Origin of the sequence: Streptomyces sp. NPDC048434 (genome assembly GCF_043200375.1) — a bacterium.
Classification (GTDB): Bacteria; Actinomycetota; Actinomycetes; order Streptomycetales; family Streptomycetaceae; genus Streptomyces.
Genome location: NZ_JBICXQ010000002.1, coordinates 96,385 through 121,786, shown reverse-complemented (window position 1 = coordinate 121,786; position 25,402 = coordinate 96,385). Strand labels below are relative to the sequence as shown.

The 25,402-nt window shown below is 70.6% G+C and carries 20 protein-coding genes, 1 tRNA gene, 1 other RNA gene and 1 pseudogene; 18 read left to right on the top strand and 5 right to left on the bottom strand.

Annotation, left to right across the window (positions count from 1 at the left end; translation table 11 throughout):
• Together ACGFWI_RS02805 and ACGFWI_RS02800 are read right to left on the bottom strand one after the other, a co-directional pair.
• Positions 1–865, bottom strand: a pseudogene (locus ACGFWI_RS02805) (sensor domain-containing protein); the annotation flags it as partial.
• 34 nt (positions 866–899) lie between these two features.
• A complete protein-coding gene (locus tag ACGFWI_RS02800; protein WP_393904102.1) occupies positions 900–1,472 on the bottom strand; it encodes a TetR/AcrR family transcriptional regulator in 573 nt (190 codons plus the stop codon).
• A gap of 127 nt (positions 1,473–1,599) precedes the next feature.
• On the opposite strand from ACGFWI_RS02800, the gene ACGFWI_RS02795 reads away from it, so the two are divergent.
• From ACGFWI_RS02795 to ACGFWI_RS02750, 10 genes are all read left to right on the top strand, one after another.
• Positions 1,600–2,502 (top strand): MBL fold metallo-hydrolase, encoded by a 903-nt coding sequence (locus ACGFWI_RS02795; protein ID WP_393904101.1) that lies wholly within the window; start codon positions 1,600–1,602, stop codon positions 2,500–2,502.
• A gap of 1,442 nt (positions 2,503–3,944) precedes the next feature.
• Positions 3,945–5,792 (top strand): ABC transporter ATP-binding protein, encoded by a 1,848-nt coding sequence (locus ACGFWI_RS02790; RefSeq protein WP_393904100.1) that lies wholly within the window; start codon positions 3,945–3,947, stop codon positions 5,790–5,792.
• Positions 5,793–6,025: 233 nt separating this feature from the next.
• Positions 6,026–7,681, top strand: coding sequence for an APC family permease (locus ACGFWI_RS02785; RefSeq protein ID WP_393904099.1), 1,656 nt, complete (start codon positions 6,026–6,028; stop codon positions 7,679–7,681).
• Positions 7,682–7,921: 240 nt separating this feature from the next.
• The gene (locus ACGFWI_RS02780; protein ID WP_393904098.1) at positions 7,922–8,629 is read left to right on the top strand and encodes a Crp/Fnr family transcriptional regulator; all 708 of its coding nucleotides are present in this window, start codon (positions 7,922–7,924) and stop codon (positions 8,627–8,629) included.
• Positions 8,630–8,710: 81 nt separating this feature from the next.
• On the top strand, positions 8,711–9,475 hold the full coding sequence (locus ACGFWI_RS02775) for a hypothetical protein (RefSeq protein ID WP_393904097.1): 765 nt from the start codon (positions 8,711–8,713) through the stop codon (positions 9,473–9,475).
• On the top strand, positions 9,468–11,693 hold the full coding sequence (locus ACGFWI_RS02770) for a hypothetical protein (protein ID WP_393904096.1): 2,226 nt from the start codon (positions 9,468–9,470) through the stop codon (positions 11,691–11,693). The genes ACGFWI_RS02775 and ACGFWI_RS02770 overlap by 8 nt, the downstream gene beginning before the upstream one ends.
• A 5-nt stretch (positions 11,694–11,698) precedes the next feature.
• The gene (locus ACGFWI_RS02765; RefSeq protein WP_393904095.1) at positions 11,699–12,751 is read left to right on the top strand and encodes a hypothetical protein; all 1,053 of its coding nucleotides are present in this window, start codon (positions 11,699–11,701) and stop codon (positions 12,749–12,751) included.
• Positions 12,744–14,048, top strand: a complete 1,305-nt coding sequence (locus ACGFWI_RS02760; protein ID WP_393904094.1) for a DUF4407 domain-containing protein — start codon at positions 12,744–12,746, stop codon at positions 14,046–14,048. Before ACGFWI_RS02765 ends, ACGFWI_RS02760 begins: the two co-directional genes overlap by 8 nt.
• Positions 14,049–14,134: 86 nt before the next feature.
• Entirely contained in the window at positions 14,135–14,650 is a 516-nt protein-coding gene (locus ACGFWI_RS02755) for a Pycsar system effector family protein (RefSeq protein WP_393904093.1), read from the top strand.
• Positions 14,651–14,759: 109 nt separating this feature from the next.
• Complete coding sequence (locus ACGFWI_RS02750; protein WP_393904092.1) at positions 14,760–15,335, top strand: DUF6333 family protein; 576 nt, start codon at positions 14,760–14,762, stop codon at positions 15,333–15,335.
• Here ACGFWI_RS02750 and ACGFWI_RS02745 read toward each other — a convergent pair.
• Together ACGFWI_RS02745 and ACGFWI_RS02740 are read right to left on the bottom strand one after the other, a co-directional pair.
• A complete protein-coding gene (locus ACGFWI_RS02745) occupies positions 15,299–15,544 on the bottom strand; it encodes a hypothetical protein (protein ID WP_393904091.1) in 246 nt (81 codons plus the stop codon). The two genes, ACGFWI_RS02750 and ACGFWI_RS02745, sit on opposite strands and share 37 nt — an antisense overlap.
• A complete protein-coding gene (locus ACGFWI_RS02740) occupies positions 15,541–16,281 on the bottom strand; it encodes a hypothetical protein (protein WP_393904090.1) in 741 nt (246 codons plus the stop codon). The genes ACGFWI_RS02745 and ACGFWI_RS02740 overlap by 4 nt, the downstream gene beginning before the upstream one ends.
• A 105-nt stretch (positions 16,282–16,386) precedes the next feature.
• Here ACGFWI_RS02740 and ACGFWI_RS02735 point away from each other — a divergent pair, with 105 nt between their 5' ends.
• On the top strand, positions 16,387–17,016 hold the full coding sequence (locus ACGFWI_RS02735; RefSeq protein ID WP_393904089.1) for a TetR/AcrR family transcriptional regulator: 630 nt from the start codon (positions 16,387–16,389) through the stop codon (positions 17,014–17,016).
• Between the two features lie 428 nt (positions 17,017–17,444).
• Here the strand turns inward: ACGFWI_RS02735 and ACGFWI_RS02730 are convergent.
• Positions 17,445–17,532 (bottom strand) — tRNA-Ser (locus ACGFWI_RS02730).
• Between the two features lie 131 nt (positions 17,533–17,663).
• On the opposite strand from ACGFWI_RS02730, the gene ffs reads away from it, so the two are divergent.
• The 7 genes from ffs to ACGFWI_RS02695 all read left to right on the top strand — a co-directional run bounded on the left by ffs (position 17,664) and on the right by ACGFWI_RS02695 (position 24,947).
• Positions 17,664–17,760, top strand: an RNA gene (ffs, locus tag ACGFWI_RS02725) — signal recognition particle sRNA small type.
• 47 nt (positions 17,761–17,807) lie between these two features.
• On the top strand, positions 17,808–20,324 hold the full coding sequence (locus ACGFWI_RS02720; RefSeq protein ID WP_393904088.1) for a DNA polymerase III subunit gamma and tau: 2,517 nt from the start codon (positions 17,808–17,810) through the stop codon (positions 20,322–20,324).
• A 195-nt stretch (positions 20,325–20,519) separates the two neighbouring features.
• The gene (locus ACGFWI_RS02715; protein ID WP_086718527.1) at positions 20,520–20,870 is read left to right on the top strand and encodes a YbaB/EbfC family nucleoid-associated protein; all 351 of its coding nucleotides are present in this window, start codon (positions 20,520–20,522) and stop codon (positions 20,868–20,870) included.
• A gap of 51 nt (positions 20,871–20,921) precedes the next feature.
• Complete coding sequence (gene recR / locus ACGFWI_RS02710) at positions 20,922–21,521, top strand: recombination mediator RecR (protein ID WP_362603699.1); 600 nt, start codon at positions 20,922–20,924, stop codon at positions 21,519–21,521.
• The gene (locus ACGFWI_RS02705) at positions 21,514–22,176 is read left to right on the top strand and encodes a DUF5063 domain-containing protein (protein WP_393904087.1); all 663 of its coding nucleotides are present in this window, start codon (positions 21,514–21,516) and stop codon (positions 22,174–22,176) included. The genes recR and ACGFWI_RS02705 overlap by 8 nt, the downstream gene beginning before the upstream one ends.
• 387 nt (positions 22,177–22,563) lie before the next feature.
• On the top strand, positions 22,564–23,835 hold the full coding sequence (locus tag ACGFWI_RS02700; RefSeq protein WP_030989759.1) for an aspartate kinase: 1,272 nt from the start codon (positions 22,564–22,566) through the stop codon (positions 23,833–23,835).
• Positions 23,832–24,947, top strand: a complete 1,116-nt coding sequence (locus tag ACGFWI_RS02695) for an aspartate-semialdehyde dehydrogenase (protein ID WP_393904086.1) — start codon at positions 23,832–23,834, stop codon at positions 24,945–24,947. The genes ACGFWI_RS02700 and ACGFWI_RS02695 overlap by 4 nt, the downstream gene beginning before the upstream one ends.
• Positions 24,948–25,402: the final 455 nt, after the last annotated feature.

Genomic DNA, 25,402 nt, shown 5'->3' with positions numbered 1-25,402 from the left:
CCCCGCCGCCTGCGGGCACTGGCCCCACACCGCCGGGGGGCGGGCGGCCGGGCCCGGCCCCGCCCCCCGGGGGCCCGGCGGTGGACGCCCGGCCCCGGCCCCCCCCCCCCCCGCCCCCCCGGCGCCGGGTGGCTCCCGTGCGCGTGGTGGAGTCCGCTCCACCACGGATACGGGGGCGTGCTCTCTCCTCGGCGCCTCATTTCGGTCCCGGCGCCGCCATGGCCCTCGTCACGGACCGGCACCGTCAACCGGCCGGTCCTGCGGACCAGTTCCACCGTGGCCCGGTCCGCCCCAATGTGCTTCGCGGCGTTGGCCAGCGCCTCCGCGACCACGAAGTACGCGGCCGCGTCGACCGCCGCCGGGGCGCGCGGGCCTCCTCCGCTCCGTCCTGACGTACCGTCATATTGAGCCCGCTGCTCGCCGCCGGCGCCCGCACCGCCCCCACCAGACCCCGGTCGGTGAGGATCGGCGGCAGGACGACGGCCCGGCGCCCCAGCAGTCCGCACCACACCCCGTCGATGAGCAGGCCGAGGGCCCAGAGCGGCAGCGACAGGTACGCCAGGCCCCGGCCGTAGCCGAAGTGGGCGGCGAGCCGGCGCAGATCCCGGTACGTACCCGGGTCCGCGGTCGCCGTACGCACCCGCTCGAACAGCTCCCCGGTGAGCGGCAGATAGGCCTCGGGGACCGCATCACCCGCCCGGGCCGCGATCCGCCGCCGCTTGTACCCCGCCATGCTGCGCAGCATCAGGACCGTCTTGGGCAGCACACCCGCGCCGACCACGATGACCGTCGCGACAGCGGTGAACAGCAGCACCGCGAGGAAGAGGGCGCACGCCTCACGGGGCCGACGTCCGGCGGGCGCCACGCGCCGCGCCGGTGCGAGGCCAGGACGAAGACGGTCAGCGCGGTGGCATCAGCCCGGCGAGCGTCGCCTCCACGAGGCCGCGCGCATACGACGCGTCCAGCGGGCCCGGCCGGAAGACCAGCCGGTACATCATCGGGGCGACGATGTGGTCCATCACGACTTCGGCGTCCGGGGCCTGCTCACCGCGGTCGGCGGCGCGGGCGAGGATGACGTCCACCTGCTCGGCGGCGTAGGCCGAGCACTGGCCCGCATGGCTGCCGTCCGGATCACCGGCGAGCGCATCCCGGAGGTAGGCCCGCCCCGGGGGCGAGGACATCTCCTCCAGGAACTGCTCGGCCCATGCCTCCAGGTCCGTACGGAGCGCCCCGTGGTCGGCGGGCGGTGCCTCCGGACGGAGGCGCTCGACGGCCACGTCGGACAGCAGTTCCTGGAGGTCTCCCCACCGGCGGTAGACCGTCGACGGCGTGACACCGGCGCGCGCGGCGACCAGCGGAACTGTCAGTGCCGCACGGCCCTGTTCTGCTTCGAGTGCGCGCACGGCTGCGTGCACCGATTCCTGGACGCGGGCACTGCGTCCCCCGGGGCGGGTCATCGGCCTGGGGCTCATGGCTCCACCTTAAGGGCTCGGTGCGACGGATGACCACATAAAAGCAAACTGATTGCGTTAGCGTGCCGGGATGGGTTAGCGTGACGTAACGCAAATTTTTTGCCTTTGTCTCGCGAGAGGACAGTTCATGGATGCCGTCAGCGAAGCGGCCCCCTCCTGGACGGTGGGTGACATCACCGTCCGTCGTATCGACGAGGTGGCGCTCCCCGCGCAGACCGGCCGTTGGCTGCTGCCCGACGCCACCCCGGACGTGGTGGCCCAAGCGCCGTGGCTGCAGCGGGACTTCACCGACGGCGAGGGCGCCCTCCGCCTGGCCACGCACAGCTTCGCCCTGGAGGTGCAGGGGCTGCGCATCCTCGTCGACACCGGAATCGGCAACGGCAAAACCCGGGGCAACCCCGCCTGGCACCACCTGAACAGCGACTATCTCCGGCGCCTGACGGCGGCCGGCTTTGCCCCGGAGACGGTGGACCTGGTCCTCCTCACCCATCTGCACACCGATCACGTCGGCTGGAACACCCGCGCCGACAAGGGGGACTGGATCCCCACCTTCCCCCACGCCCGCTATCTGACGAGCCGTGCCGAGTGGGACCACTGGGCCGGGGTGGAGATGGACGAGGCCCGCCGCCAGATGTTCCGGGACTCCGTCGATCCGGTCCGCGACGCCGGACTGCTCGACCTGGCCGAGGTGCCCGTCGAAGGCACCACCGTCGCCCCCGGCGTCCGCCTCCTGCCCACCCCAGGTCACACGCCCGGACAGGTCGCCGTGGAACTGCGCAGCGCCGGGCGGACGGCCCTGATCACCGGCGACTGCATCCACCACCCGGTCCAGCTGTCCCGCCCGCACATCTCCAGCTGCGTGGACGCCGACCCCGCACAGGCCGCGCACACCCGCCGCACCCTGCTCGCCTCGCTCGCCGGCACCGACACCCTGCTCCTGGGCAGCCACTTCCCGCCGCCCACGGCCGGCCGCGTCATCGCCGAGGGTGACGCCTACCGCCTCTCGACCGTCGACCCGGACCGTCCCTGACCCCCGCGGGCCGCGGTGGGCTCATCGAGGCCCGCCCGTGCCCGCCCGTACTCGCCTGCGCCCGCCCGTGCCCGCCCCTGCTTGTCCGTGCCCGCCTGTGCTCGCCCGTCCCGCGGTGGTGGCTTTCCACCGCGCCGGCTGTCTTCGTGCCGTTCTGCGCGGCGGTCGACGGACTGACGATGGTGACCGAGCGACAGCGCCAACTCGGGCCGTACGTCCGCGTGATGGCCACCGGCCGCACGCTGCTGCCTTGAGCCACGTCCCGCCCATGGCTTCTGTTGGCCGCGCCGGCGGGCCTGCGGCATAGGCCTGTTCACCGTCCCGCTCTTCACCGGCGCCCTGCATCCACGTCCGCCGACCGGCTCGGCGGCCGGACCGGTCAACACCGCCTGCCCACTCGGGCAGCGCGCTCGGCATCGCCCTGCCGGGCATCAATTTTCTCCGGCTCACGGCCGCCGGCCCGTCGGCACCGGCCCTCGCCGTGCGGAACGGATCCCGGCACGCCTTCCGGCTCTCCGCCGGCCTCATCGCCGTCACCGGCGTCGTTCGCGGCCTTCGGGCACACCGTCTTCCGTGCCACGCGGTGCCGCGGTCCGCGGAGGGCGACGGACCCTGCCCGCGACAGCCGCGGGCGGCGGCCGACTTCCCGTCAGCTGACGCTCACTTCGGGAGCGGTGCGCCGCCCCGCCCGCTCCGGCAGGCGGGGAGAGCTGACCCGCGGTGATCCGTCGGCTCCGGCAGGCCGGGCGCACCCCCGATCCGCCCCTCCGGACAGCCTGTTTGCTGCCGCAGATCCGCCTGTTGCACCGGCTCCGCCCCCGCCGCTCCGACCGCTCAAATGGCATCCGGAGAGTTACCTTTCACCACTCTCAGCCACGTTTAAAAAGAAAATCGGCTTATGTCTGAATTTTCACGCATTTCGCCTTGTTGGAGACAGGTGAGCGTCGTAGCTTGGGAGTTGTCGAAGCCAGGAACGGTTCGACGAAAACGAAAAACAACGAGGAGGCAGAATGAGCTTCCGCAAGGTCTTCCCCAGAAGGCGCAATCGCGACCATGACGACTGGCACGACCACGACCGCGACCGCCGCAGGCGTCGCAGGAGGTTCGGTCGAGACCGAGGCCGCCGGCGCGGTTACGGTTACTGACGCACACCTCTGAGTTCGAGGCAGGCTCGCGTACGGCGCGGGTCCGCCTCGTCGTTTTAGGGGGCGGCGCCACGTGGTTCCGCTCAACTACCCCACCAGCGACGAGATGACGTAGCGATCATGAACCTGCGTAGCTCACGCCGGCGCGGAGAGCGCCCCGAGGCGTCGCCTCAACGAGGCAAGGAATCACCGCCCGTTGGACAGGGTTCGTCCCTGCTGCGCGGTGCCGAAGACAGCTCCACAGATCCGCCGGCCGGTGCGCGGGCGCGGTCGTCGCGACCGCCCCCGGACCCCGCTATGGACCGTGTGTTCCGGGGACTGGTCGCGGATAACTCGATCCGCACCAGACGGGTGGGCTTCAAGGAGTCGGTGCGGCGCTTCTGGCCGCTGACCCGGGGCGACCGCCGCTGGATCCTCCTCGTCTGTCTGAGCGCCATCGTCGCCGCACTCGCGGAGACCGTGGCCATCCTGCTCTTCGCCGAACTCACCGACAACGCCCTGCAGAAGGGCTCGGTCAGCGCCTTCTGGAGACCTGCCGGCATCTGGCTCGGCGTGGCTGTCGCCGGCGCGATCGTCGGGTACCTGGGCAACTCGCTCGCCGCCTGGACGGCGGAACGCTTCGTGATGCGGCTACGGGCCCGGGTCTTCGCCCATCTCCAGACGCTGCCGCCGCACTTCTTCCAGCGCAACCGCCGCGGTGACCTGGTCGAGCGGCTGACCGGCGACGTCGACGCCATCGAATCACTCGTGGTCTCCGGCCTCGTCCAGGCGGCCACGGCCGGGTTCGGCGTCATCTTCTACGCCGGCGCCGCGCTCTGGCTGCGCTGGGAGCTGGCGCTCGCCACCTTCGCCCTGGCCCCGCTGTTCTGGCTCGCCACCACCCGCTTCACCGGTCGGGTCAAGGAGGTGTCCCGCCGGGAACGTGCGGCGGACGGCGCCATCACCTCGGTGGTCGAGGAAGGGCTGGTCAACGTCGTCCTCACCCAGGCCTACAACCGGCAGCGCGACGAACAGCAGCGGCTCCGTCGCGAGGCACGCAGCTGGCTGCGGGCGTCGGTGACCAGCGCCCGTCTCAACGAGCTGTACGGGCAGCTGGTCGAGGTCCTCGAAACGCTCTGTGTCCTGGCGATCATCGGCCTGGGTGCGTGGGAGATCTCCGCGGGGCGGATGTCGCTGGGGGAGCTCCTGGCCTTCGCCGCGTTCGTCGGCTACCTCTACCCGCCGATCCGCGACCTCGGCCAGCTCGGTCTGACGGTCACCGAAGCGACCGCCGGAGCCGAGCGCCTGCTGGAGATCCTCGACGCCCCGCCATCCGTCACCGACCCGGACCCCTCGGTCGTCGTTGCGGCACCGGAGCGCGCGGTCGGCGCGGTGGAAGCCTGTCGGGTCGGCTTCCGCTATCCAGGCGGCAACGAGGAGGTGCTCCATGACTTCTCGTTCACCGCGGTGCCAGGGGAAATGGTGGTCATCACCGGCCCCAGCGGCGCGGGCAAGTCGACCCTGGCCGCCCTGCTGCTGAGGTTCTACGACCCCGATACGGGCAGCGTCCGGCTGGACGGCATCCCCGTGAACCGGCTGCCGATCGCCCAGCTCCGCCGGAACATCACGCTCCTGCCCCAGGAGACACTCGTCCTGCACGACACCGTGGAGGAGAACATCGCCTGCGGCCGCGACGACGTGACCCACTCCGACGTCGTCCGCGCCGCACAGGACGCCGACGCCGATGGCTTCATCGCCGCCCTCCCCGACGGCTATGACACGGTCATCGCCCCCGGCACCTCCCGGCTCTCCGGCGGCCAGCTGCAGCGCATCGCGATCGCCCGCGCCATGCTGCGCAACGCCCCCGTGCTCATCCTCGACGAGCCCACCACCGGCCTGGACACCCTGGCCACCCAGCGCATCCTCGGCCCGCTGCGGCGCCTCGCCGAGGGACGCACCACCCTCGTGATCACACACGATCTGGACCTCGCCATGGACGCTGACCGCATCCTGGTCCTGGACGAGGGGCGTCTGGTGGAGTCGGGCCATCATGCCCAACTCCTCGCCCGGCACGGTCTGTACGCCACCCTCTTCCACGCCCATCCGCCGCCCCGCAACGGCTCCGCGCACCCCAGCCCCAGCCCGTCGAGCAGTCACTGGCGGTAACCGGCGCCGGGCGCTGCCGGGCCGCTGCCGTACCGCGGACGCCGTCGCCCCCACCCGTGCCCGCACCGGGCCCGTAGGCCGTACGCCGTACAGCCCTGCTCCCCGCCCTGCGGGATCCCGCAGGACGGCCCCAGCGCCCGCACTCACTCTCGGTACACAGGGCGACACGCAAGGCGCATACCCGCCTGGCCCGCTTCCCGGGACCAAGATGGTCCCGTGAACCAGGAGCGCGCGTGACGAGGCCATCGGCAGCGGGAAGTGACAGCGCCACCGGAGCCCACCACCTCCACCGGGCGGTCGGGTTCTGGGGGCTGATGTTCATCTCCCTGGGATCGATCATCGGCTCCGGCTGGCTGCTGGGCGCCCTGACCACCGCCGTCATCGCCGGCCCGGCGTCGCTGGTCTCGTGGGTCCTCGCGTCGACGATGCTCGCCGTGCTCGCGCTGGCCCACGCGGAGCTGGGTGCCACCTACCCGATCGCGGGCGGCACCGCCCGGTTCCCCTTCTTCGCCTTCGGCCCGCTGGTCGGCTTCACCGCGGGCTGGATGTCCTGGCTGCGGTCGGTCCTGATCTCACCGATCGAGGTCGAGGCCACGCTCTCGTACATGGACCGCATCGGCTGGGTCCACGACCGGGTGCACGTCCTGCACCCGAACGGCACCCTCACCGGGGCCGGCCTGGTGATCGCGACCTTCTTCATGCTGCTCTTCACGATCATCAATGTGCTCGGCGTGCGCCTGCTGTCCGGGATCAACTCGGTCACCGCGGTGGTGAAGACGGCCGTCCCCCTGCTGACCGTGGTGGTCTTGATGACGCTGGCCTTCCACGGCTCGAACTTCACCGCGGGCGGCGGCTTCGCACCCCACGGGGCGCACGGGATCTTCGCGGCCCTGCCCGCCGGTGTGGTGTTCGCGCTGCTGGGCTTCGAGCAGGCAATCCAACTGGCCGGTGAGGCACGCGACCCACAGCGCGACGTCTCCCGGGCGGTGATCGTGGCCATGGCGGTCGGCACCGCGCTCTACCTCCTGCTGCAGGTCGCCTTTATCGCCGCCCTGGACCCCGGCGCCCTGGCCAATGGTTGGGACAACCCGGTGGGGAAGGGCAATTTCGGGCCCTACGCCACGCTGGCGACCGGCATCGGGGCCGGCTGGCTGGCGACCATCCTCTACGTCGACGCCGTCATCTCCCCGGCGGGCACCGGCCTGGTCTACATGGCCGGTGCCGCGCGTCTCACCTACGCCATGGGACGGGAGCGGGTGCTGCCCCAAGCCCTCACCCAGGTCGGCCGCAGCCGGGTACCCGTCGTCTCGATCCTCCTCGCCTTCGTGGTCGGCGAGATCGCGTTCCTGCCGTTCCCCAGCTGGCAGGCGCTGGTGGGCCTGGTCACCTCGGCAGCGGCCGTCATGTACGCGTTTGCGCCGGTGGCGCTGCACGCCCTCCGGGTACGCGACGGCGGCCGGATGCGCCCCTACCGCCTGCCCGCCGGACCGGTACTGGCACCCGTCGGTTTCGTCTTCGCCAACCTGATCTTCTACTGGTCCGGGTACGAGGCGGACTGGAAGCTCGGTATCGCCGCCCTGCTCGGCTTCGTCGTCCTCGTGCTCACCCGCCGCGGTGTCCCGGCGGCCGAACGCAGCGGTCTGCGCGCCAAGTCGGCGGCCTGGGTGTGGCCCTGGCTGGGCGGCATGATCCTCATCGGCCGCTTCGGCCGCTACGGCGGCACCCAGGCGCTCCCCGACTGGTGGGACCTGGTCATCGTGATCGTCTTCAGCCTCGCCGTGTACTACGCCGCCGTACGAATGGCCATGCCCGCCGAAGCGGTGGACGCCGCCGTCCAGCACGAGGAGGCGGGCGAGTCGGTGCCACCGCCCGCCGCCTCCGCGCGGTGACGGTGTCCACGAGCCGGGCGCCGGCGCGCACAAGAACTCGGCGCGATGTCCGGGGCGGCGGCAACCACAGGGAACTCCTGCACGAATAAAAGCTCAGGCGTTCGATCAATACTGGGCGGCTCAGGGGGGTAACCAGCCATATGCCTCCCACCCGCTTGCCTTCTCGCGCCCCGGCGGCAGCATGGGCGGGCCAGTGGAAAAGGCGCGCTGCGCCGCAGCGTGAAGCAGGCGGGGGTACGGATGAAGCAGGCGTGGCCGCACTCCACTTTCCTCGGGCGGTTGCGAAGCAGCACGTTGGAAGAACTCATGGGCCTGGGAACTCCGATGGTGTATCCCGCTCACCGGAAACTGCTGCAGCAGGGCGACGAAAGCCGGCATGTCCTCTTGCTCACCCGGGGCGTGGCCAAGGTCGTCGCCAGTTCGGAGAGCGGCTACGAGATGCTGCTCGCCATCCGCGTGGCGGGTGATCTGGTGGGAGAGATGGCGGCCTTCGAGGACCAGCCCCGTTCCGGCACCGTGATTGCCTGCAGCGAGATGACCGCCCGCATCATTCAAGTGAATGCGTTGGAGAGTTTCCTCGGCCGCCACCCGGACGCGATGCGGGCCATGCTGGCCATGCTGTGCGCGCGGCTGCGGTGGGCCAACCGGCGCCGTATCGATTTCCGCGCATATGACTCGCTGACGAGGCTCGCGCGGGTGGTTGCGGAATTGAGCCAGGCGTACGGACACCAAGGACCGGACGACAGCGTGAGCCGGCAAATTCTCGACGTCACGCTCAATCAGGCGGAACTCGCCTCGCTCGCCGGCCTTGCGCTGCCCACGACGGAGAAGGCTCTCGCCTCGCTTTCCAAGCTCGGACTGGTGGAGCGCAGCTATCGGAAGATAACCGTCTGTGACGTGCCGAAGCTGCTGGTGTTCGCCAAAGTGTTTGGGGAAAACCCATATTGATACGGGATCAGTTGTCGGACGCTCTCCTAGCCTCTCGGGCAGCACTTCGATGGAAGTGCGGTCAGAGAGAGGAATGGCCGAGTGGCCGAGTGGTCCGGGTTCTATCCCTGCACATGTATCGCCGTGGACGCGCAGGCGTACGGAGGCAACAACGATCGTAGGCAGTCCGAAATCCAGCACGACCTTCCGCGGATTCTTTCCCGCGCGGCCGGCGGCACCGGACTGGACCGTTCGCAGTGGCACATCCAGCCCAAGGGAGACGAGGAACTGGCCGTCCACCCCATGGACGGCACCGAACCGCGCCTGGTCGACGACTTCGTACGGCATCTCGTGTCCGAGCTGCGTGAGTACAACGGCACGCGGGTCCCCACCGCTCGTATGAGGCTTCGGGCCGCCATCCACCACGGTCCGGTGGAGCTGGCCGACAACGGGTTCGCCGGAACGACGGTGGTGACCACCGCGCGGCTGCTCAGCTCCCGCCACCTCTACGACGCCCTGACGACGCACGACGGCGCCGACCTCGCGCTGCTGCTGTCCGACGACGTCTACCGGTCCACGGTGGCCGGCGGCCACACCACCCTGTCCGCCGCGGACTTCCGGTGCGTCACCGTCCGGGAGAAGGAGTGCGAGGCCGCAGCCTGGCTCCAGGTCCCCGGGCACGAGGTGCGCCGCCCCGGGGCCGGCCGACCTGCGGTGGATCAGCCCGAGCCGCCCACCCGCGAAGGCCCGGGCGGCGACTTTGCGGGGCGTCACGACTACCGGGGCGAGCAGATCAGCGTCAACAACTTCACCGCGCCGGTGGACCTGCGCGGGGGCGTCGTCGGTTTCGGGAGTGCGGGTGGCTGACGACGCCGAGGCCCCGGACCTCAGCGAAGAGCCCGTACCCGGACCCGAGGACGAACTCGCCCCGGAGCAGCCGGAGGACACCGACCCGGCGGACCGGACGGACGCCGACGACGGGCCGCCGCCCCGTGCCGACCGCGACGAGCGCGAGGAGGATGGCAAGGGGTACGACGACCTCCGGCGGGCCCTGGGCCGGCGGGTCTACAACAACTTCTACGGGGTGGTGGATGCTTCCGGGGCGGCGTTCGGTTTCGGTTCGGCGGTCGCACCCGGTCTGGCACCCGGTTCCGTGGGGCCCGAGGAGATCGACCGGGCGCTGCGGTTCTACCTCCCGCCCCAGCCGTGCTTCGACGACGCGCTCGGCAGGCTCCGCTCGGAGCACCTCGTGGTTCTGGCCGGTCCGGACAGCAGCGGGCGCGGAGCGGGTTCGTTCGCGCTGCTGCGGCGAGTGAGGGGCGAGCACACCGGACTGCGGAGCCTGTCCCCGGCCAACTCCCTCGCGGAGCTGGCCGCTTCGAGCGCCCTCAAGGCCGGCCAGGCGTATGTGATCCTCGACTACGTCGGTGAGATGAACGTCGACGCGGTGCAGGCCTTCGAGATCCGCCGGCTGAGCGAGGAGCTGCGCCGCAAGGGCTCGTATCTGGTGATCACGGCCCCCGAGGCCACCCGGCGGCGGCTGGCCCTGAAGGACCACTGCGTGCCGTGGCAGGCGCCGGACCCGGTGGAGCTGTTCGACCACTGCAGGGGGCGGACTCCGTCGGCGGACATCCCGCCGGACGTCGTGGTGGAGCTGCTGGAGCGGGTGGCCGAACTGCGCCGCCCGTCGGACGTCGTCGCCGCGGCCACCGGACTCGCCGACGGCCTCGATGCCGCTCTGCAGGTGCTGCGGGACAGCGACAAGGAGCTGGTCCGCAACTGGTTCCGCAACGAACCGGCCGCCGGCGACCTGCTGCCGCTGGCGGCCCTCGCCTTCCTGGAAGGCATACCGGAGCGCAACTTCGAGAAGGCGTCCGTCCTGCTCGGCATCCACGTGCGCGACTGGGAGCAGACCGGGGAGACAGCGGCCGGCGCCGCGGACACCACGGGGACGACGGCGTTGCGCGGTGTGACCTTCGAGCAGACCCGCGCGCGGTGGAAGGAGCGGGCCACCGGGCTCGTGCGGACGGAGCGGCGGTCCGGGCCCGGACAGGACCCCAGCCGGAGCGAGCGCCGCATCGTCTTCACCTCACCCCGGGTCCGCGCGCTGGTCATCGGCGAACTGCACGACCTCTACGGGTACGAACTCTGGTACCCGGTACGGCAGTGGCTGAGCCGGCTGTCGCAGGTGGCGGACCTGGACATCCGGACCGAGGTGGCCCAGGGGGTCGCGCTGTACGCACGGCATGCGCTCGCCGAGGTGGACGAGAGCCTCCTGCAGGTGTGGGCCGACGGTATCGCCGCGCAGCGGGTGACCACCGCGCTCACCCTCCAGTTCATGTGCGAGGACGAGCAGCTGGCGCCCCAGGCCCTGAACCTGGCGCTGAGCTGGGCGGACAACCGGGGCCCCGCGCGCGCCGTCACCACAGCCATGGCCTTGACCGGAACCCTCGGCTCGCTCTACCGCCTCGAAGCCCTCAACTGGCTCTGGTTCCTGACGCACCGCGGCGAGCGGATGGCGTTCGCCGCCCGCCGCTCGCTGGTCCTGCTGCTGCAGACCGCCGAGCAGGATCCCGAGCGCGTGCTGTTCACCCTCCGGTACGTGCGCACCCGGATCGCCGACACCGCCCAGCGGTCCAAAGGCCGCTCCCTCGCCCTGCGGACGACCGCCCAGCTGCTGGAGGCGGAACGGCTGGAGGGCCCCGGCACGCTCGCCGCGGCACTGCTGCGCGACATCCCGGGGTGCGCGCGCCACCTGGGCCTGCTGTGGGTGAGTGTGCTGCTCAGCGTCTGCCGTCGCCGGGCCGTCCGCGCCCTGTGCCAAACGCTGACGGCGCTGCGCGACGACCCCGCGGCGGCCGATGCCGTACGGGCACTCGGCGAGGCGATGCGCGGCGCCATGACCCCCCGGCAATGGAAGGCCTTGGGCAACGACCTGCCCCACGCCTTGCAGCACCCCGACTACGCGATCCCCGGCACGCACCGGCTAGCCCAGGTGCTCCTCGGGTCGCTGAGAAGCCGGCCCACGGCCGGCGAGACGACCTCTCGTCTCCCCTCATCTGTCCCATCCGTCCAAGGAGGCTGAAGCAAGTGAACTACCCGGTAGTCGCCGAGCAGGTGCTGGGCACTGTCCAGGGCAATTGGTGGTCGCGGCGCCGTCGCCGCGATGACGTCCCCGCGCTGCCGCCCGGCGCGGTCCACGTCTTCAGGGTCGGCGGCAACTACCGCCAGTTCCCCGAGGGCATGGTGTTCGACCCGTCCCACGCAGATGTACTCGACGCCTCGTCGGTCAGCCTGGTGGACACCCGGGCACGCATGGTCGAGGTCGAGCGCACCGTCCCGTCGGTGAGCGAGGCCGACCACTTCACGATCCGTGCCTCCTTCGCCTGCCAGGTCACCGACCCCACGGTCGTCGCCCGGCAGGGCATCATCGACGTGACCGTGCCGCTGCGGGCCTATCTGGCGGGCGACAGCGAGCTGCCGCGCGTGAGCGCCGGCCACCGCGTGGAAGAGGTCAACGCGGTGCGCCGCGAAGTGAGCCACCGCATGACCGCGTACAGCGCGATCGTGACGCCGCGGGTCGCGGGGCTGAGCGTCGAGTTCGTCAGCGCCGAGGTCCATGCCTCGGACGATCTGCGGAACTGGGAACAGAAGCTGCGCGACGAACGCCGCGCGCAGGAACTGCGCCGCGGCCAGCGTGACTTCGAGACGCAGGACACCCAGCGGATCGCCGAACTGCTGTCGCAGGGCTCCGACTACGCGGACGCCTTCGGGATCGCCAGGAACCGCATCGACGTGGCTCAGGCCGCGGCACGCATCCATCGCACCACGGACGAGGACTCGGCCCGCCGCAGCCGTGCCGCCGACGAGGACCGCGCGCACGCCCGCGCACGGGAGAACGCGGCGGCGCAGATGCGGCGCGACACCGTGCTCACCCTGCTGCGGCAGATGGGCGCCGCCGAGGATTACGTCGATTACCACCAAGTGCTCGACCAGGTGCTGAGTGACGGTGGCGGCCCGGCCGTGCCGGCGGTGGAGTCCGGTCCGGGGCGCCCGGCAGCCGACGGGCCCAGGCGTCTGAACAGTGGCACCTGCCGCCCGAACGACGGCTTCGTCAAGGACGAGGACGATCTCGTTGACTGACTCCCCGACCACCGACCGGACCGCGTTCGAGCGATTCGACCCTGCCCGGCGGCTGCGCACCCTGACCGGCGTCGACGAGCACCTCCTCGCCAAGGTCGGGTACGAACGGAGCAGGTACACGGCGCTCGGCGGTGTCGTGCTCGGCACCTCCGTCATCGCGGCGTTCTCCATGTGGAACTTCGCGACCGAGGCACTGGGCAGGACATCCTTCCTGGCCGTGATCCCGACCGTGATCTGGATGCTCTTCATCCTCAATCTGGACCGCTGGCTGGTCACTCCCCAGCCGAACGCACGGCGCCGCGCCGGGCCGCTGCTGCTGCGGCTGCTGATCGCCCTGGTGCTCGGCGCCGTGGTCGCCGAACCGCTGGTGCTGCGTATCTTCGCGACGGCCGTGGAGGAGCGCATCACGGACGAGCGGAACACGGACCTGGACCAGCTGCGCGGCAACCTGCTGCGCTGCAACCCCGTGCCGTCCGCGACCGAGGCTTCCTCGCCCACGGGCTGCGGCCGCTATGTGCTGTCCTTCGGTGCCACCCCCGGTGGGCAGTCCGACGAACTCTCGTCGCTGCGCGCCGAGTCCGCGGTCCTCCAGAAGCGGGTGGACCAGGACAACGACAAGTTGGAGGCCCTCGACACGGAGGTGCGCAACGAGTGCCGGCAGCTGATCCGCAACGCCTCCACAGGGCTGTATCAGCGGACGTCCGAGTGCCTGCGGATGCGCGAGAAGGCGAAGGACTACCGGTCCGTCCACCGCACCGAGGAGAACGAGCGGCGGCTGGCCGCCATGCACGGCCGCACCGCGGCGATGGAGGGCAAGGTGACCGCATCGCGCGGCACCTTCCTCCAGGCCCGTGCCGCCGGGATCGAGCGGCGCCTCGCCAAGGAGCGGGCGAAGCAGAAGGAGATCGGCGTACTGGAGCGGATGGGGGCGCTGGACGGCCTCGCGGGCGGGAACACCGTGCTCTTTGCCGGCATATGGCTGGTCCGGGCGCTCTTCGTGCTCCTCGACGCGCTTCCGGTGCTGGTGAAGTTCCTCAGTGGTGAGAGCGCCTACGACCGGATGCTCACCCACGAGAGCAACAGCGCCGTCAAGATCCACGGTGAGCAGGTACGGCTCACCGAGCGCCGGGCCATGGCGGACATCGAAATCGCCCAGGAAGCCATCGAGCAGGAGGTCCGGCGGAGCCGCGCCGAGTCCGAGGCGGCCCACCGCGAGCTCGTGGCGGCGATGAACATCCAGGCCCGGAACGCGGTGAACGGACTGGAGGAGGAACTCCGGCGCACCTCGGGAGTCTGAACACGATCCGAGTACGGACGGAGCACATGACGGCCGCCCCGGCCTCGCCCGGGGCGGCCTCCTGGGCGTCCACGGAGGGAGAGGGCATGACCACCCGCAGAAGAGACGCAACGGCCGGCCACGGCGGAGAACTCGTCCGCACCCTGATCACCGAGACCCGCGAGGAACTGCAGAAGGCGGACAGCAAGGCGGGAATGATGCTGACGGCCCTGGGAGTGGCGCTGAGCGCACTGCTAGGCGCGATCAGCGCCGGCGGCATCACACCGCAGCGCTACGCCCCGGTGCCGCAGGCACTCTTCTGGACGGGCTGCGCGGCATGGGTACCGGCTCTCGTGATGCTCGGACTGGCCGTGGCACCACGAGCCGGAAAGCCACAGCGGCTGCGTGCGCACTACTTCGGGGACGCCGCCGTGACGGCCTCCGTCCGGCTGCTGGCGGCCGTCGTACGACGGACCGACCCGCAGGACCGGGACCTGAACCAGTTCGTGACGCTGTCGCGAACGGTATGGGTCAAGTACCGCTGCATACGCCACGGCATGGCCTGGGGCGCCGTCTTCGTCGTGTTCACGTCCCTGGGACTGCTGACGGGGGCGACGGCCTGAGGGGGTGGCGCATGGTGTGGGGCCTGGCCCCCCGTGACGGTCGGCCGAACGCGACCGTTCACGGCCGTTCAGAGGGGACCGGGCCGGTCTGTCCCACTACGGTAACGGCATGTCTGAGGTCCGGGTCGGCTGCTGGGGGACCGTCACCTGCATAGCCGACTACTCCCTGTGCGGCTATGAACGCAACCTCCTGGAGCAGACCAGCTCGCTGGCCGCCCGCTACCCCGACGCCGTCATCGTCGGCACCTGTGAGGTCGACAGTCCTCCTTCGGCAAGCTCGTTCTCGGCCCCTACGCCGCCTGGGGGTTCGCCAACCTGGTCACCTCCCGCTTCCATGTCCGCTACACCGCCCGCCAGCCTCCTCCATGGAAGAGGTCTGGTTCCTCTACGAGTAACGGTCCGGACGCCAGGGCGAGTCAGGGTCTGCGACACGACAAATCGGTGTGGATCGCGAACAACACGCCCATGGGGCGGGGTAATTGGCGGCACCACCAGTCCGGCAGATCTCGGGAACCCACAGCAGCTCGACGAATCAGGGGCCCGGCGAGACGTACGCCGCGGTCAGCCGCACGCGTTCCTGGGCGGACTCCAGCATGGCGCGGATAACGGTCGTACCGTCAGGTCGAGCGCCGACCCGACCCAGTTGTCTCACCCCGCAGGAGCGGTCAGGATGCAGAGCGAATGACTGTCGTCGGGGTCACCGACGTACGTCCAGAGCTTCAGTTTCTTGCCGTCCCGCAGGGCCTCGTAGCTGGAGCTCACGCCCTTGGCCTTGAACGACACCGTGAGGCTGGTCTGTCCCTCCTGTGCGTCCTCAGCGCTCCAGGTCTTCCGGTGAGGGACGACGAACGAACGGTGCGCCGCCGGAGAGTTCGGCGACGGGGCGGGCTTCAACTCGCCTGGCGAGCCCGCTTGCCGATGATCCCCGCCGGCGAGGCCATGGTCGTCCGTGGAGGCTGCCGGAGGTCGCGGTCAGGGTGGAGCACGTTGCGCCCCACGGCCCGCACCAGGGCGCCGAGAGCGAAGCCGTAGAACGCCACCAGCCCGTGCCCGTTGGACTGCGCGAACCACAGCACCAGCCCGAGCACGGGCACGCCGAGGGCGAGCAGCCTTTCTGTGGACTGCTCCTTGCCGTCGCCACCTCGCAGCAGGAGGCCGGCTGCCAGGGTCGCCGCGAGGAAGTAGGTCGCTCCCGAACTCCCGGCGAAGTTACGAGGGTCGGTGCTGACGCCGGTCTCGCCGAAGAGCGCGTCGATGCGCTGCGGCAGGAGGATGCCCGCGGCGAAAAGGGCCACCATCAGGGAGCCACCCCAGAACCACTCCGCCAGAGCTGCCATGACGGCGAGGGTGGCGATGTTCCACACCGCCCCGAAAACCCCTCCGTTCTGCAGGAAGACGGAGGTGACGACGCGCCACCAGCCTGACTTGCTCGGGTCGCTGTCGAACGCGTCCATCGCTCCCGACCAGCACAGCTGCGCCAGCACGCCGGCGAGGGCGACCGCGGTCAGCCCGGCCGCGGCCCAGGGGATGCGGCGCTGCCCCACCGTCTCCTGCCCGATCAGGGCCACGCCGCCTTTGAACATCAGAACCATCAGCGCCGCTGTGGTCACGTTGAACAGCAGAGTGCCCATCGCCACCAGCCCCCTTCGAACCCCGTTTGAATTGTCCATGCCGAGACTAGCTGTCTCGGAGGTAGGATTCAAACGTCGTTTGAAAGTTCGTGTGAGGGTTTCTTCATGAAGTTGACCGCAGACCGCATCATCGACGCGGGCATGGCCGTGTTCGCACAAGCCGGATACCACGGGCTGTCCATGCGGCGGGTGGCCGAACAGCTGGATGCACACGCCGGAAGCCTCTACTACCACGTGCCCAACAAGGCCGCGTTGCTCCAGCTGATGGCGGACCGAGTGGCCCGGCAGGCCTACGACGCGGGCAGCGCCGCACTGGCCGCGCTGCCCGGTCGCGCCGGCTGGCAGCAGCGGGTCGAGGCCCAGGCCATCACCCTTCGGCAGGGCATCCGGCAGCACCCGGGCGGAGCCGTCATGTTCGCCGACAGCCCGAAAGTACTCAGCACCGGAGCCCTGTCACTCATGGAGCGGCTGCTGCAGACCCTGAACGACGCCGGCGTACCCGATGAACAGGCCGGCATCGCCGCCGACGCACTGTTCAGCCACCTCACCGGATTTGTGCTGCAGGAACAGAGCGAGTCGACCGCCCCCACCATCAGCGCCGAGGACATCACCGATCTCCACGAGCGCTTCCCGAGGACCGTGACCACCGCGGCCGCCCACGACCAGGACGAGAAGTTCATCCGCAGCGTGCGGCTCCTCTGCGCCGGCATCGAGACCCTCGTTGAGCACTCCTGAGGGCCCCGCCCCGCCCTGGCGGACCGCCGACACCCGCCCAGCCGACGTGCCTTCCAGGCCCTGCCGACCGAGCCCCCCACGGCCCACCAGCTCATGGCCATCCCCCTCATGCCCCGCCGCCTCACCCGCCAACGGCCCCGCACCGATGCCGCGGAGGGGACGCCGCCCGCAAGGCGTCGAGGAACGTCGCGCATGATCACGGCCGGTCCGGCAACGACGCGCGTCCCCGTCCTCGGATGCGCGCTCGGGACAGGCACATCACGCGGCCGGTGCTCCGGAAGGTCGCGCGGCAGATCGGTGACGCGCTCCGGGTGCCGCTCGAGGCCGGCTGAGACGAGAGCCGGCTGAGACGAGAACTGAGAGGGACAACGTCGAAGGGCCCCACCGCGACCGGTGGGGCCCTTCAACGTATTGCCCGGTGAGAGCAATGGCGGAGGATACGAGATTCGAACTCGTGAGGGGTTGCCCCCAACACGCTTTCCAAGCGTGCGCCCTAGGCCACTAGGCGAATCCTCCGCCGCAAACAATACAAGACGTTGGGGAGTGCTCGCGAACATGATCCGGGGGCGGGAGCCGGTGAGGGGGTGGAGTGGGTCGGGGGCGGGGGTCCGGGTCGTTTCTTGGGCGGGGGATCCGCTACTGTGGTGCGCAGCCCCTCACGTGGCGCTATCTGACTGAACTCCCCCAGGGCCGGAAGGCAGCAAGGGTAGGTCGGCTCTGGCGGGTGCGTGGGGGGCCCTTGCGTTTGTGGGGCCCGTCGGTTGTCAGTGCGGCCCGATATCGTCGTATGCGTGTCGTCCCTTGCGCTGTACCGCCGCTACCGGCCCGAGACCTTCGCCGAGGTCATCGGGCAAGAGCACGTGACCGATCCGCTGCAGCAGGCATTGCGGAACAACCGGGTCAACCACGCCTATTTGTTCAGCGGCCCGCGCGGCTGTGGCAAGACGACGAGTGCGCGGATCCTGGCGCGCTGCCTCAACTGTGAGGAAGGTCCCACTCCCACGCCCTGCGGGAAGTGCCAGTCGTGCCAGGACCTGGCCAGGAACGGCCGCGGCTCGATCGATGTGATCGAGATCGACGCGGCGTCGCACGGTGGCGTGGACGACGCCCGTGAGCTGCGGGAGAAGGCCTTCTTCGGGCCGGCCGGCAGTCGCTACAAGATCTACATCATCGACGAGGCGCACATGGTGACCTCGGCGGGCTTCAACGCCCTGCTGAAGGTCGTCGAGGAGCCGCCGGAGCATCTGAAGTTCATCTTCGCGACGACCGAGCCCGAGAAGGTCATCGGGACGATCCGGTCGCGTACCCATCACTACCCGTTCCGGCTGGTGCCGCCGGGGACGCTGCGCGAGTACCTCGGAGAGGTCTGCGGGCGGGAGGACATCCCCGTCGAGGACGGGGTGCTGCCGCTGGTGGTGCGCGCCGGAGCCGGGTCGGTGCGTGACTCGATGTCCGTGATGGACCAGCTGCTCGCCGGTGCGGGTGCCGACGGTGTGACATACGCCATGGCGACGGCCCTGCTGGGGTACACCGACGGGTCGCTGCTGGACTCGATCGTGGAGGCGTTCGCCTCGGGGGACGGCGCGGCGGCCTACGAGGTCGTGGACCGGGTCATCGAGGGCGGCAACGACCCGCGGCGCTTCGTCGCGGATCTCCTGGAGCGGCTGCGGGATCTGGTGATCCTGGCGGCCGTGCCGGACGCGGGGGAGACGGGGCTGATCGACGCTCCCGTGGATGTGGTGGAGCGGATGACGGCGCAGGCGTCCGTCTTCGGGGCGGCGGAGCTGAGCCGGGCCGCCGACCTGGTCAACACGGGCCTGACGGAGATGCGTGGAGCGACCTCGCCGCGACTGCAGCTGGAGCTGATCTGTGCGCGGGTGCTGCTGCCCGCTGCGTACGACGACGAGCGGTCGGTGCAGGCGCGGCTCGACCGGCTGGAGCGTGGCGCGGGCGCGGCGCTCCAGGGCGGTGCCGGTGGTGTGAGCGGCGGTGCGGGCCCCGGCGGAGACCTCGGGCCCGGGGCGCCCGTCGTGGCGTCCGGTGGCGGGCCAGCGGCCGGCTATGTACCGGGTCCTGAGGCTCATCCGGCGATGCCGGCGGCGGGACCGTCGGGGCCGGCCGCTGCGCGTGCCGCCGTGCGGGGAGCGGTGAGCGGCGGTCCGGGTGGCGGTGCGGGGGCTCCGGCCGCCCCGGCTCCCGCTGCCCCGGCGGCTCCCGCTCCGGACGCGCCGACTGCCGGCGCGTCCGGCGGGCCGGTGGCCGAGCCCGGCGGGGAGCAGCAGCGGGGCGACGGCGGGGGCGCGGAGGCGCCGCAGGGCGGTCCGGCCCGGGCTCCGCAGAGCGAAGCGCAGGGCGGTGGCCGTGAAGGTGCGGTCGCGCGGCCCGGAGCCTGGCCCGGCAGCACGGGCAGGGGCAACGGCGCCGGCGCCAGCGGCAATGCGGGCGGCAACGGCCCCGGTGCCGGACGGCAGCCCGGTGGCTGGCCCACGGCCGTGGCGCCGGGACAGGGCGGCCAGGCGCCGCAGGGCGGGGCGCCCGCCCCTTCGCCCGAGCCGTCGGCCGGCCCGCCCGCGCCCGTGTCCCCGCAGCCGCAGGCCGGGGCGGCCCCGGCGGCGGCGCAGGGTGCCGCCCAGGTGCGGCAGATGTGGCCGGACATCCTGGAGGCGGTGAAGGACCGCCGGCGTTTCACCTGGATCCTGCTGAGCCAGAACGCCCAGGTCTCCGGCTTCGACGGCACGACGCTGCAGATCGGCTTCCCCAATGCCGGTGCCCGCGACAGCTTCGCCAACGGCGGAAGCGAGGACGTCCTCAAGGACGTGCTGGCCGAGCGGTTCCAGGTGCAGTGGCGGGTCGAGGCGATCGTCGATCCGTCGGGCGGCGCCAATCCGCCGGCCGGTGGCGCTCCCCGTAGTGGTGGCGGTGGCGGTGGCTTCGGTGGCGGGGCGCCCGCCGCGCCGCAACAGGGCGGGCCGCAGTCCCCGCCGCAGCAGAGCGGCCCGTCGGCGCCCCAGTCGTCGGGCGGCCAGTACGGGCAGGGCGGTGGCGGAGCCGGCAGCGGCAGCGCCGGCGGCAGCCAGGGTGCGCGGATGGCGCGGGAGGCCGTTTCCCCCTCGGGGTCCGCGGGCGGCGGGCAGTCAGGGGCCGCGGCGGAGGCCTCGTATGCGCCGCCGGAGCCCCCGCCGATGTCGATCGAGTACGACATGCCGGCCGAGGACGACCCCGACCTCGTCGACTCCGCGCTCAGCGGCCACGACCTGATCGTGCGCGAACTCGGCGCGACGGTGGTGGAAGAGTTCAACAACGAGTAGCTGACGGATCAGCACCGCGTAGGCAGCGCAGGGCAGCGCGCGGTGGTCCAGGACCGGGCAGGGGGCGGCAAGCGAGTAAGCGGGCGTACACCAGGCGTACACCCGTGCTCCTCCCTACGGCGTAGGGCGCCGGGGCCGTGAAACACGTAGGCTCGGGCTACCGCACAAACGTTGTCGTATGGCAGGAGTCACGTCGTGATCCCCGGTGGTCAGCCCAATATGCAGCAGCTGCTTCAGCAGGCCCAGAAGATGCAGCAGGACCTCGCGGCCGCCCAGCAGGAACTCGCGGAGACACCCGTCGAAGGTTCCGCGGGCGGCGGTCTGGTCAAGGCGACGGTGACCGGCTCCGGTGAGCTGCAGAGCCTGGTCATCGACCCCAAGGCGGTCGACACCGACTCCGCCGAGGAGACGGCCGAGACGATCGCCGACCTCGTGCTGGCGGCGGTCCGGGACGCCAACGCCAGTGCCCAGCAGCTGCAGCAGCAGAAGCTCGGTCCGCTCGCCCAGGGTCTGGGCGGTGGCGGAATCCCGGGTCTCCCCTTCTGAGGAGTAGCCAACTAGCGTACGCACCACGGCAGAAGAGAAAGAAGACGTTCCGTGTATGAAGGCGTGGTCCAGGACCTCATCGACGAGTTGGGCAGGCTGCCCGGCGTCGGTCCCAAGAGCGCGCAGCGGATCGCCTTCCACATTCTTCAGGCCGAGCCGACCGATGTCCGCCGGCTCGCGAACGCGTTGATGGAGGTCAAGGCGAAGGTCCGGTTCTGCGGCACCTGCGGCAACGTGGCGCAGGAGGAGCAGTGCCGGGTCTGTCTGGACCCGAGGCGTGACCGGGCGGTCATCTGCGTCGTGGAGGAGCCCAAGGACGTCGTGGCGATCGAGCGGACGCGCGAGTTCCGCGGTCGCTACCACGTCCTCGGTGGGGCGATCAGCCCGATCGAGGGTGTGGGCCCGGACGACCTGCGGATCAGGGAACTGCTGGCCAGGCTCGCGGACGGCACCGTCACCGAGCTGATTCTCGCCACCGACCCGAATCTGGAGGGCGAGGCCACGGCCACGTACCTGGCCCGCATGATCAAACCCATGGGCCTGAGAGTGACGCGACTGGCGAGCGGACTGCCGGTCGGAGGCGATCTGGAGTACGCGGACGAGGTCACGCTCGGGCGGGCCTTCGAAGGGAGGAGACTTCTCGATGTCTGATGCCACGCTGCACAACGCGACCCAGGACCCGGACGACTTCGCCGTATCGATCTCCGACTCGATCGAGAGTTTCATCGTCGCGGTGACGGAAGTGGCCAAGGGCGACGAGCCGGACAGCGCGGTTCCCTTCCTGCTGCTGGAGATCTCCCAGCTGCTGCTCACCGGCGGCCGTCTGGGCGCCCACGAGGACTTCGTCCCCGACGAGCGGTACGAGCCGGACACCGGCCCCGAGCCGGACGTCGACGATCTGCGCGAGCGCTTCGCGGTCCTGCTCGAGCCGGTGGACGTCTACTCCGAGGTCTTCGACCCGTATGTGCCGCGCAGCGAGCCGGTCGCCAGCCGGATCTCCGACGACCTGGCCGACATCGTCACCGACCTGCGGCACGGCCTGGCGCACTACCGGGCGGGCCGGGTCAGTGAGGCCCTGTGGTGGTGGCAGTTCTCCTACCTGTCCAACTGGGGCCCGACCTCCTCGGCCGCCCTGCGCGCGCTGCAGTCGCTGGTCGCCCACGTACGGCTCGACCAGCCACTGGTCGAGCTGGACGGCCTGGACACCGACAGCGACGTCACCGGCGACGAGGAGCGGCTCGCCGAGGAGGCCGGAAAGGTCATGGCGGCGGAGATCGCCGGGCCGCTGGGACTGCGCGGGGTGTGAGCCGGGGGACGGCCGCACGGGGCGTGTGAGCGGCTCCTGCGCCCCCACTGCCCATGTGCGCGAGGCGCCCGCGCGGTCCGCCCCGTGGGTCTCTCCGCGCGCCCGGACCTTGTGACCTGGGTTACGTTTTCGTGTGTACCGGCCAGAAGCGGGCATGTGCTCGCCGAGCGGGCGCGACGGTGCGCCTTGCGGAGCCGCCTCGGGACGTGAAACTCACGGGACAGGTGATCACGGTGAAAATCAGTGATCAACCAGTGAGTCTCATGTCTCACGATGTGGTATCAGCAGGGCGGACTCCGCCTGCTCGTTAGACTGAGCCGACCGCAGTACCCCCATTTCCGGGGGTCCGGGGGGAAACTCCCGAAGAGACAGTTGCGAGGAGCGCACGTGGGCCTTGTCGTGCAGAAGTACGGCGGCTCATCCGTTGCGGATGCCGAGGGCATCAAGCGCGTTGCCAAGCGAGTCGTCGAAGCCAAGAAGAACGGCAACCAGGTTGTCGTAGTGGTTTCGGCGATGGGCGACACGACGGACGAGCTGATCGATCTCGCGCAGGAAGTGTCCCCGATTCCGTCGGGGCGCGAGTTCGACATGCTGCTGACCGCCGGAGAGCGGATCTCCATGGCCCTGCTGGCGATGGCGATCAAAAACCTCGGCCATGAGGCGCAGTCCTTCACAGGCAGCCAGGCAGGTGTCATCACCGATTCCGTGCACAACAAGGCACGGATCATCGACGTCACGCCGGGCCGCATCAAGACCTCCGTCGACGAGGGCAATATCGCCATCGTCGCCGGATTCCAGGGCGTGTCCCAGGACAAGAAGGACATCACGACGCTGGGGCGCGGTGGGTCGGACACGACCGCCGTCGCGTTGGCGGCCGCCCTGGACGCCGACGTCTGTGAGATCTACACCGATGTGGACGGTGTCTTCACCGCCGACCCCCGGGTCGTGAAGAAGGCCCGGAAGATCGACTGGATCTCCTTCGAGGACATGCTGGAGCTGGCCAGCTCCGGATCCAAGGTGCTGCTGCACCGTTGCGTCGAGTACGCACGCCGTTACAACATCCCGATCCACGTCCGCTCCTCGTTCTCGGGGCTGAAGGGCACATGGGTCAGCAACGAACCGCAAGGGGACCAGCCGATGGAGCAGGCAATCATCTCGGGCGTCGCACATGACACCTCCGAGGCGAAGGTCACGGTCGTCGGAGTCCCGGACAAGCCGGGCGAGGCCGCGCGCATCTTCCGTGCGATCGCGGACTCCGAGGTCAACATCGACATGGTCGTGCAGAACGTGTCCGCCGCGTCGACCGGTCTGACCGACATCTCCTTCACGCTGCCCAAGGCGGAGGGCCGCAAGGCCGTCGCGGCACTGGAGAAGACCCGTGCGGCGGTCGGCTTCGACTCGCTGCGCTACGACGACCAGATCGCCAAGATCTCGCTGGTCGGCGCGGGCATGAAGACCAACCCCGGCGTCACGGCGACGTTCTTCGAGGCGCTGTCGAACGCGGGCGTGAACATCGAGCTCATCTCGACCTCCGAGATCCGCATCTCGGTCGTCACCCGTGCCGATGACGTCAACGAGGCCGTGCGCGCCGTGCACACCGCCTTCGGTCTCGACACCGACAGTGACGAGGCCGTGGTCTATGGCGGCACCGGCCGATGATTCCGGCCGAGGCGGGCCGTCCGTCCCTCGCTGATACGGCGTGGGCGGACGCCCGCACGGCCGCCAAGCCGCATCTTGCCGTCGTCGGCGCCACCGGCGCCGTCGGCTCGGTCCTGCTCGGCATCCTGTCCGAGCGGGCCGACATCTGGGGCGAGATCCGGCTGATCGCCTCGCCCCGTTCGGCCGGCCGCAAGCTGACCGTGCGGGGTGCGGAGGTCGAGGTCGTCGCGCTGAGTGAGGATGCCTTCGACGGCATCGATGTCGCGATGTTCGACGTCCCCGACGAGGTCTCCGCGCGGTGGGCACCGATCGCGGTGTCCAAGGGCGCGGTGGTCGTGGACAATTCCGGCGCGTTCCGGATGGACCCGGACGTGCCGCTGGTCGTGCCCGAGGTCAATGCGCACACCGCACGGGTGCGCCCGCGCGGCATCATCGCCAACCCGAACTGCACGACACTCTCGATGATCGTCGCGCTGGGTGCGCTGCATGCCGAGTACGGGCTGAGCGAGCTGATCGTCTCCTCGTACCAAGCCGTTTCCGGGTCGGGCAAGGCCGGCGTCGACACCCTGCGGGCACAGCTGTCCGCGGTGTCCGGTACGGAGCTGGGGACCGCGCCGGGCGATGTGCGGCGGGCCGTCGGCGACACGCTGGGGCCGTTCCCGGCGCCGATCGCCCTCAATGTCGTGCCCTGGGCCGGCTCGCTCCAGGAGGACGGCTGGTCCTCCGAGGAGCTCAAGATCCGTAACGAGTCCCGCAAGATCCTGGGGCTGCCGGACCTGCCGGTCACCGCGACCTGTGTGCGGGTGCCGGTGATCACCACCCACTCGCTGACCGTGCACGCCCGGTTCGAGAACGAGGTCTCGGTCGGCGGTGCGCACGAGATCCTGGCCGCCGCTCCCGGGGTCGTCCTCACTGACGACCCGGCCGAGGGCGAGTACCCGACCCCCGCCGATGTCGTCGGTACCGATCCGACCTGGGTCGGGCGGGTGCGGCGCTCGCTGGACGATCCGCGGGCGCTGGAGCTGTTCGTGTGCGGGGACAATCTGCGCAAGGGGGCGGCCTTGAACACGGCGCAGGTGGGCGAGTTGGTGGCGGGGGAGCTTCGGGGCTAGGTCCGGGCTCCTTCAGGGGTTCCGGGGGCGGCCCCGTGCGGGTCCGGCCGGAGATGCCTGCGGGCTCCGGCAGGGGTTCGGGTGGAGATGCCGATGCGGGGTCCGGTACGGGTTCGGGTAGGGATGCCGATGTGGGCTCCCGTAAGGGTTGTGATGGGGATGTCCGGGGGCTCCGGCCATGGCGTGGGGGCGACTTGGCGGGATCGGCCGTCGTGCGCCGACCGTCTGGGAGATACTTTGTGGGGCGTGTGAAGATTCCGTGAGCGAATTGCTGGTCCCAACCCCTTGATCTGGGCTGACGACCTGTTCGACCATTCGCTCCCCGCCAGACTGCAACCGGCAGTTGGGCGGGGAGCGTCTTTGTGGCCGTCCTCAGGGGTGGCCCGGGATGTCCGCGGGCCACAGGGTGAGGCCCCGGTATCGGGGTATTCGCGTCGGGGTAATTAGGGCATTCA